Annotated in this window: 1 protein-coding gene and 1 pseudogene; both read right to left on the bottom strand. The window is 23.7% G+C overall.

The genetic code is table 11. The features are described from left to right. Nucleotides 1-36: 36 nt before the first annotated feature. Nucleotides 37-3,534: a hypothetical protein gene (locus KAR67_RS09210; protein ID WP_192801092.1), complete on the bottom strand. Its 3,498-nt coding sequence runs from the start codon at nucleotides 3,532-3,534 to the stop codon at nucleotides 37-39. Further along, nucleotides 3,531-4,201 (bottom strand): annotated as a pseudogene (locus tag KAR67_RS09215) (hypothetical protein); the annotation flags it as partial. The pseudogene KAR67_RS09215 and the gene KAR67_RS09210, both read right to left, overlap by 4 nt.

A 4,201-nucleotide genomic window follows, 5' to 3' on the forward strand; every position in this document is an offset into this window, starting at 1 on the left:
GTATAAATCTCGTAAGTTTCACTCATTTTTATCCTTTCATCCTATATACAAACCATCTTCCATGATTATAGTTGTAGCTAGTCTGCCTATAAACTTATTAGAATAATCTTGGGATTTATTAGTATCATCACTTTCTTCCTCATCATATTCATTTTTTCTTTTGTTTTTTACATATTCTTCATTTATCCCCTTATACATCACTTCCAAATTATGTTGTCCTATAGCTTCTAAATTTTCCATCAATCTTCTTGCCTTTTGCCTATCTTCTATGAACTTACCTTTTTCATCTTGAGTGGTATTATAAATCCCATTTGCATATTCATATAAAATTTGTATAGTATCATTATAAGCTAAGATAGGGTGTTGTTTTATCACTGGGTGTTGTATTTTATACTCTTCTTTTCTTTGAAAATGTTCTAGCTTATATATATTACAATTTCTAAGTTCTATATTGTTTTTTTCAAAAAATTCCTTATCATTTAAGATATATTTGCCTTCATTGATTTTATCTTCCATAAAAGCACTTCTTTTTTCATCTAAAATAATATAAGATAAAAGTCTTTTTAAGGCAAATTCCCTAGCTTCACTTGAAGTTGTAGCACAAGCAATACTAGGATAATAATTAAGCCCACCCGTGCATAATAAAGAACCAAAAATAAACTCAGATAAATCAAAACTCATAAATCTAGAATTTATTAATAAAGGATAGGTTATATATTCTTCTTTTTTTACAGCTAAAGGAAAATCATAATTGTAAGTAAATTTTTCATACATTAGTTTTTCATATAAAATTTTCAATCTTTCATAATTTGTAGGCAAAAGTGTATCAATAAAAGATCCTGCTAAATTTTTTAATATATCCACGCTCAAGTCTTTACTCATTTTAATAGAAAAATCAATAGCTAATTGTTTTCTTACTTTTGATATCAAATGAATTTGCTTAGCTTTATCTAATCTTGAAAAACTCTTTGACTTTTTTAATTCACTTGCATATTCTAATTGATTAAAATAATAATAATTTGTTCCTATTTGATATAAAAAAAGCTTATTGAGTGATTTTTTACTTTTTGGATTAATTTTTATAAAACGCCCCTTAGGGCTAAGTGCATAAAATATCCCTAGTTCTTTAAAAAAATGTGCTTTAAAACTAGAAAATAATTTATTACCATAATACTTTTTATCTAAGCTTGAATCTATAAAAAATAAAATCATTTTTTTAAAAAAATCAGGCTGACTCATAAAAAATTCTGTAAAAGGAAAAAGTTGCTTAATGATGTTAAAAAAAGTAATATCTATAGATAATTTTGCAAGTTCTTTATCAAGCATAATATCTTGAATGCTTTTATCTAAATCTTTTTTTGAAGGAAGAGTTTTGTCTGTTTGTATATTTTCTTCAAATTCAATCTCCTCATCAAAGCTTTCATTTAAGGTTTTTAAAAAATTTACATAAGTTTGATCTTCTTCTTCAAAATCATTTTCAAACATAGCTTTGGCTAATTCATCTAAATAAATAACTTCATCTTCTTTTTTATTTTTATTTAATTCTTTAGATAAAAAGATATAAATTTTTTTATCATTATCATAAAAATAAATATCATCAGGGATAAATAAGATATACTCATTAAAATAATTTGGTATTTTAATCCTTTGGTAATTAAGTGAAATTTCTTTATCGCCATAATCTGGATTTGGAATTACAATATTTTTAACACCAAGAGAATATTCTTGCGTAAAAGCTAAGTCTTTTTGTAAAACATACAAAGTTAAAGTCAATAAAACAACCGTTAAAGGTGAGTATTTCTTAAAATCTACATTTTCATATGTTTTGGATATTGATGAATCTAACTCAAGAAAAAATTGTATTTGATCATAGCAAGAATTGATATTGTCTAAATAATCATTAAAAAGCTCGACATATTCTTCTACTTTTTCTTTTTCTTTTTCGCTAATTTCTTCAAGTTCTTTAGGCAATTTAAAAAAGCTATCAATATAAGCAAAATCTTGCTTAACTTTTTCATATTCTAATCGTTCGTTTATATATTCTAATAAATAAAGTTTCATCCAAGAATATGTTTGATTATAAAAATTAAAATATCCCTTATATTTTTGATAAATCTGTCCATCAAGTTTCACAAAAGGACAAAGTTGCAATACATAATCATCTTCTTTTTTAACATCTCTTTCTATAAAATAAGAACCATAATCTCTTTTGCTAGGAAAATCGCCTTTTAATGCAAGTTTTTCATTTTTTGTAAGAGCTTTGGGGCGATTTTTTATTATTGCTCCTAATTTTTTTTGATACAAGTCCTCACAAAGTCCTGCATTGTTAAGCTGTGGTGGATTAGTAATAAGCAAATAATTTTTACCCATTTTGGTTGTATTGATTTGATCAGTATTTTTTTTATCTAATATCATTTCTACTAGCATGGAAGAATTTAAATCAGGATATTCTGCATAAAAGAAATGATTGAGTTTAGAGATATTTAAATTGATTGCTTTTTTTAATGTTGTATCAAAATTATTTAAACTAGAATTCACTAAAAGTGTATTATCTAACTTTTCATTTTCAAATTTTAGATTATTTTCTAAAAAATTATCAAAAATACCTTGAAATTCTTCATCTAAAATAACTTTATAAAAACTATTTTTATAAAGACTAATAGAAGGTACATTAGAATAAGATGAAAAATCTAATAATACTTTATCATCTATAATTAATACATCAGATAAAATTTCTTCATTGCACAAAGCGATAATAGGATAAAGCTTACTAGTAATAAGCTCTAAAAGTGGATAAGCAAAATCATAATAATATTTTTGTTCCTTATACTCTTGATACTCAGCAGAAGAATTATAAGCTTCAAATAATGTATTTACAACAAAAACATAAGGATTTTTTTTGACTAAAGAGACAGGTTTTTTAAGATTGGTTACAGAATCTAGTATATTGATAAAAAATTTTGCTATAGCTCTAATAATTTGCTTATATTCATCATCATTAGATTGAGTAATATTTTTTAAAAGTGTATTAAAAAGTGTATCTAGGGTAAGTTGTATCTTTGGTTTAATTTCTTGCTCAAAATAGTTAGATTCTTTGATATTTTTTAATAATATATTTAATTCTTTTTGAATTTCTTTTAAAAAATTTTCAATATTTTCTACATTGTTTTCATCAATAATTTTATTGAGCGTTTTATTTTCATTTTGATTAATTGCATTATTTAAAAATTTTAAATTATTAAAGATAATTTTTTTAATGCTAGATAAATTTTTATCAGAGCTAAATTTTTGTTCTTTTGTGATTTCGTCTTTATTGGCTTGATTTAAATGTATGATTTTAAAAGTTTTTGTATTATCAATTTTAAAATTATCTTCAATAGTATGTAGTGTCTTATACAAAGAATTCTTAGCTTCTTTATATCCATCAAAATCACTGCATATAAAAATAATTTTATTAGCATTTTTGGTAAGATTTTTTAACTCGATTTCTAAATTATGATTTGATGCAATTAAAGTAAAATTTTTTATTTTCATATTTTAACCCCATTTACCACCACAAATTTACAAACATAAAGCTCTTGTTTTCTATCTTCATCTTCTAAGATTTCATCTAGTCCTTGTGCGATTTGAAGTTTTAAATTTTGCATTTTTGCAGGAGCTAAAAAACTAAAATGATATTCGTTTAATTCTTTATTATCTTCTAAAGCATTTTTGATGATTTTATCATACTCATGTAGCTGTGTAAAATACCCTGCTCCTAAATCTTTATTTTCAAATTCCTTATAAGCACTTTTATAAACTTTAGCAATGTTTTTTGGGATAATAAAATAAAGTTTGATTAAATTAGTATCAAAGCTAAGATTTAATTCTTTAAATTCATAATCTTTACTAAAGTCTTGTTTGAATTGGTTAAGAATATTTAGATCCTCTATATCTTTTAAATCTTTTAAATCTATATTAAATTCATTTAAAGCCTTATCTTGTTCTTTTTTTTCATTATTGATTAAAAGATTATAGATAGGTAAATTATCTTTTTGAAATCTATCACTTTTATAATGAAGTCTTATTATAGGTTCTTTTAACTCTATTTGATTTTTACTTTGTTCTCCTAAGCCCTCTTTAGGATCAAAGCTGTGATCAAATTTAAACTTAGTAGGAGTAAAGCTTACTTTTAAAGCAAAGCCTTTATCTGTTTTACAAG

The sequence above is a fragment of the Campylobacter sp. JH32 genome, assembly GCF_017846535.1.
Taxonomy (GTDB): Bacteria; Campylobacterota; Campylobacteria; order Campylobacterales; family Campylobacteraceae; genus Campylobacter_D; species Campylobacter_D coli.